At 68.7% G+C, this 5,968-nt stretch carries 1 protein-coding gene; it reads right to left on the reverse strand.

The annotated features are described in order from the left end of the window. Positions 1-5,918, reverse strand: a 5,918-nt coding sequence (locus C8258_RS32080; protein WP_233225480.1) for a type I polyketide synthase, incomplete at its 3' end; no start/stop codon positions are given. Between the last annotated feature and the right edge of the window lie 50 nt (positions 5,919-5,968).

Consider the following 5,968-nt stretch of genomic DNA (forward strand, 5'->3'; position numbering starts at 1 on the left):
GGATACCGGCAACTCATCGCCACAATCGCGACCGGATCATCATCCACCCGAACCCGGCCGACCGGCCCTTCCTCGACAACCGATGTACCGGCCAACTCCGACCCGATGAACTGTGCAACCACCTCCGCATTCGGATAATCGAAAATCAACGTCGCCGGAAGCTTCAAACCCGTCGCCACCGACAACCGATTCCGAAACTCCACCGCACCCAACGAATCGAAACCCAACTCCGAAAAAGCACGCAACGGCTCCACACCATCCACCGACACATGCCCCAACACACCCGCAGCCACCGACCGCACCACATCCAACACCGCTACATGCCGATCCCCCTCCGACAAACCGGCCAGCGTGGCGGCGAATGCGGGTTCGGGATTCTGGTTTCGTGTCCGGCGGCGTATCGGGGCGGGGACGATGCCACGCAGCAGCGCCGGGAGCGCGTCGCCACGGTCGCGCAGGGCCGCCGGATCGACCCGCAATGCCACCAGCTGCGCGGATTCGGTGGCGATCGCCAGATCGAACAGCTCCAGCCCTTCGGTCTCGCTCAGCGGCGGCAGCCCCTGCCGCCGGATGCGCTCGACGTCCCCCTCCGACAGCATCGAACCGAGACCGGTCGATGTCGCCCACAATCCGTAATCGATGGCGGTCGCGGGCAGACCTTCGGCGCGACGATGGGCGGCCAGCGCGTCCAGAAAGACGTTCGCCGCGGCATAATTCGCCTGCCCCGCCGCCAGCACCGAACCGCCGGCCGACGACACCACCACGAACAGCGACAACAGCCGATCACACGTCAACTCGTGCAGATGCCAGGCCGCGTCGACCTTCGGTGCGAACACCGGCCCGAACCGATCCGCCGTGATCGACTCGATCAGTCCGTTGTCGGCGGCGCCCGCCGCATGCACCACGCCGATCAGCGGATGCTCGTCCGGAATATCGTCGATCAACGCGGCCAACGCCTCGCGGTCCGACACATCGCAGGCCGCGATCCGCACCTGCGCGCCGAGCTCGACCAGTTCGTCACGCAACTGCCCGGCGCCCGGTGCGTCAAGTCCGCTGCGCGACGCCAGAACAAGCTGCGCCACACCGTGTTTCACCACGAGGTGCCGCGCCATCAACGCACCGAGGCCACCGGTCCCGCCGGTGACCAGCACGGTGCCGGCCGCGATCGAGGGAACGGCCGCACCGGTCGCGTGCCGGCGCAACCGCGGTACCAGCGCGGCCGCCCCGCGCACCGCAACCTCCGGCTCGGCGGCGTCCGGCGCCGTCGTGGTCAGCGCGGCGACGAGATCCTGGTCCCGATCCAGGTCGAGGAGCTGGAAACGACCGGGGTGCTCGGCCTGCGCCGCGCGCACCAGACCCCATACCGGCGCCTGCGCCAGATTCACCGGCTCGGGCCCGTCGACGGACACGGCGTGCCGGGTGACGACGACCAGTCGAGACTGTTCGAAAAGTGAAGTGTGCAACCACAATTGCACGGTCTCGAGGACTCCGGCGATGATCTGGCGGGCCGCGACCGGGGGTGCGGACTCGTCGTCGGGGCATTCGAGAACGACGACGTCGGGTGCGACCGTATCGTCGGCCGCGTCCAGGTCGGCGATCAGTGCCGCGAGATCGCGATAATGTGGCCGATCGTCGGAGCTGTGCCCGGAACCCACCACCGCGATGCGGTTCGGTTCGGCCGTCGCGGACGCCGGTGCGGCGGCGATCCACTCCACGCCGAACAGCGAGTCCGAGCCCGGATGCGCGGTGAGGCGCTCGGCCGGCACGGGCCGCGATACGAGAGCGCCGACCGACAGCACCGGCTGCCCGTGCCGGTCGGTGATTCGCACGCCGAATCCGTCGTCGTCCGGTGAAATCAGCACGCGCACCACGGCGGCGCCGCTCGCGTGCAGTGCCACCCGGTTCCACATGAACGGCAACGCCGGGGAATCGCCGAGGTCGCCGCTGCGGAAGCCGTGCACGATTCCGGCGTGTAGTGCGGCATCGAACAGCGCCGGATGGATGCCGAACCCGTCGGCGTGCCCGGTGTCGGGGAGCGCGATCTCGGCGAACAATTCCTGCCCGCGCTGCCAGGCCGCCCGCAAGCCCCGGAACTGCGGGCCGTACCCGTAGCCGAGCTGCGAGAGTTCGTCGTAGACGCCGTCGACGTCGACAGCGGTGGCGCCGGCCGGCGGCCAGGAAAGCGGTTCGAAGTCCTCGGCCTCGTCCGGGGTGAGAACGCCTTCGGCATGCATCGTCCACGACGGCGTCGCGTCGACATCACGGTCGGGGCAGGAGAAGATCCGGACCGCGCGACGGCCCGCCCCGTCCGGCTCGCCGAGCACCACACGTACCGCGACTCCGCCGGTGTCCGGCAATATCAGCGGTGCGTGCAGCACCAACTCGTCGAGCATCGGGGTACCGGCTCGTTCCCCGGCGTGCAGGGCGAATTCGACGAAGCCGGTTCCGGGGAACAACACCGTGTTCCTCACCCGGTGATCGGCCAGCCACGGATGGGTCTGCACCGACAGGCGGCCGGTGAACGTCGCCGTATCGGACTCCGGTTGCGACACGACCGCCGACAGCAGCGGATGTCCGGTGGCCGCCAGGCCCATCGCCCGGAGGTCACCGCCGGTGCCGGCATCCGGTCCCAGCCAGTAGCGCCGGCGCTGGAAGGCGTAGGTGGGCAGGTCGATTCGCCGCGCTCCGGTCCCGGCGTACCAGCCGGCCCAGTCGACCTGCGCGCCCGCGACGAACAGTCCGGCGGCGCCGGCCGCGACCGCGCGGGCATCGGCGCGATTCCGGCGCGCCACCGCCACCACGACCGGTACCGAGGTCGTGGACGCCGGTGTCGCATGGTGGTCGAGGGTTTGTGTGACCATCGGGGCCAGCACCGCATCCGGTCCGACCTCGGCGAAGCGGGACACTCCCAGCTCCGCCATCGCGGTCACCGCATCGGCGAAGCGCACCGTATCCCGGACCTGGCGCACCCAGTACGACGGGGCCGACATCTCATCGGTCACCCTCGCGCCGGTCACCGTGGATACCAGTGCGACCTCCGGACGTCCGAAGTTCACACCGTCGATGGCCGAAGCGAATTCGGCGAGCATCGGCTCCATCGACGCCGAATGGAACGCATGCGACACCCGCAGGCGATGCGTGCGCCAACCACGCTCGGCACAGGCATCGGCCAGGGCCGTGACCTGGTCCTCGGCACCGGAGAGCACGACCGCCGCGGGACCGTTCACCGCGGCGATCGAGACGTCACCGGACGGCACCGCACCGGAATTCAGCAGCGTCAGCACGTCGGTTTCGGACGCACCGACCGCGATCATCGCCCCACCGGCGGGCAGCGCCTGCATCAGGCGACCACGCGCCGCCACCAGCACACACGCGTCCTCGAGGGACAACACACCCGCGATATGGGCGGCGGCAACCTCACCGATCGAATGACCCGCCACCACATCCGCACGGAACCCCCACAACTCGAGCAGCCGATACAACGCCACCTCGAACGCGAACAACCCCGCCTGCGCGAACACCGTCCGGTCGACCAGTTCATCATCCGCCAACGCCTCGACCAGCGAAACCGTCTGTCCCAGAGCCGGATCCAACTCGGCCACGATACGGTCGAAATGCTCGGCGAACACCGGGAACGCGGCACGCAGCGCCGCGGCCATCCCCGCCCACTGCGCACCCTGACCCGAGAACACCACACCCGTCGAACCCGGCACCACCCGACCGGACACCACACCCGGCAGATGCTCGCCGGCGGCCAATCCCGCTGTGCCCGCGAGCAATTCGGCACGGTCGCCGGCCAGGACGACGGCACGATGCTCGAGCACGCTGCGGGTGGATGCCAGCGACCAGCCGATGTCGATCGGATCGTGCTCCTCACCGATATGGGACGCGAGACGGTCGGCTTGGCCGCCGAGGGCCGCAGCACTGCGCGCCGAGATCACCCACGGCAGGACGCCGCCTGCCGGCGCGGTGCGTGCGGGCTCCACCGGCGCCGCCACGCTCTGTGCCTGTTCGAGGATGAGGTGCGCGTTGGTGCCGCTGATCCCGAACGAGGACACACCCGCGCGACGCGGCCGATCCACCTCCGGCCACGGCACCGGCTCGGTCAGCAACTCGATACTGCCTTGCGCCCAATCGACCTTCGTACTCGGACGATCGACATGCAGTGTCTTCGGCAGCACGCCGTGGCGCATCGCCATGACCATCTTGATCACGCCACCCACACCCGCGGCCGCCTGGGCATGGCCGATATTGGACTTCAACGACCCCAACCACAACGGGCGATCGGCAGCGCGGTCACGGCCATAGGTCGCCAGCAGTGCCTGGGCCTCTATGGGATCACCCAGCGTCGTCCCGGTGCCGTGGCCTTCGATCGCGTCCACCTCACCCGCGGAGAGTCCGGCATCGGCCAGCGCGCGGCGGATCACCCGCTGCTGCGAGGGGCCGTTCGGCGCGGTGAAACCGTTCGACGCACCGTCCTGGTTCACCGCGGAACCCGCGATGACCGCCAGCACCTGATGGCCGTTGCGCCGCGCATCGGAAAGCCGCTCCAGCACGAGCACTCCGACGCCCTCGGACCAGCCCACACCGTCCGCGGCGTCGGCGAAGGCTCGGCACCGGCCGTCGGCTGAGAGACCGCGCTGACGGCTGAACTCCAGGAACATATCCGGCGAGGCCATCACCGCGACACCGCCGGCCAGGGCCAGATCGCATTCACCGGACCGCAGCGACTGCGCGGCCAGATGCATCGCGACCAGCGACGACGAGCACGCCGTATCCACCGACACCGCAGGACCTTCCAGACCCAGCGTGTAGGCGACGCGGCCGGAGACCAGACTGCCGCCGGCACTGTTGGCGCCCTGCGTTCCCTGCGCGTAGTCGTGGTACATGACACCGGTGAACACACCGGTCGAGCTGCCACGCAGCACGGCAGGATCGATCCCGGCCCGTTCCAGCGCCTCCCACGAAGTCTCCAGCAACAGCCGCTGCTGCGGATCCATCGCCGTGGCCTCGTTCGGGCTGATACCGAAGAAGTCGGCATCGAAATCGGCTGCGGAATACAGGAATCCACCGCGCCGCGTGTAGGTCTTGCCCGCCTTACCCGGCTCGGGATCGTAGATCGCTTCGATGTCCCAACCGCGGTCCGTCGGCAGTTCGCCGGTGGTGTCGATACCCTCGGCGACCAACCGCCACAAATCCTCCGGCGACGCCACACCACCGGGATACCGGCAACTCATCGCCACAATCGCGACCGGATCATCATCCACCCGAACCCGGCCGACCGGCCCTTCCTCGACAACCGATGTACCGGCCAACTCCGACCCGATGAACTGTGCAACCACCTCCGCATTCGGATAATCGAAAATCAACGTCGCCGGAAGCTTCAAACCCGTCGCCACCGACAACCGATTCCGAAACTCCACCGCACCCAACGAATCGAAACCCAACTCCGAAAAAGCACGCAACGGCTCCACACCATCCACCGACACATGCCCCAACACACCCGCAGCCACCGACCGCACCACATCCAACACCGCTACATGCCGATCCCCCTCCGACAAACCGGCCAGCGTATCCAGGAAGGCCCGATCCGCCGCGGACGTGTTCGCGCGTCGGCGAGCGGTCACCGGCGCGATGCCACGCACCAGCGCCGGAACGCTCTCGCCGCGCTGCCGGAGCACGGCCGGGTCGACCCGGAGTGCCACGAGCTGAGCGGTATCGGTCGCCAGTGCCGCATCGAAGAGCGCGAGCCCTTCCGCCTCGGTGAGCGCGGGGAAACCCTGCCGGCGCATCCAGTCGAAATCGGCTTCGGACAATGCGGTGCCGAGTCCGCTCGAGCGCTCCCACAGGCCGAAATCTATGGCGGTCGCGGGCAGACCCGCGGCACGACGATGAACAGCCAACGCATCCAGAAACACGTTCGCCGCAGCATAATTCGCCTGACCCGCCGCCAGCACCAAACCACCAG

It is taken from the genome of Nocardia sp. MDA0666, assembly GCF_003023875.1.
GTDB classification, from domain to species: domain Bacteria; phylum Actinomycetota; class Actinomycetes; order Mycobacteriales; family Mycobacteriaceae; genus Nocardia; species Nocardia aobensis.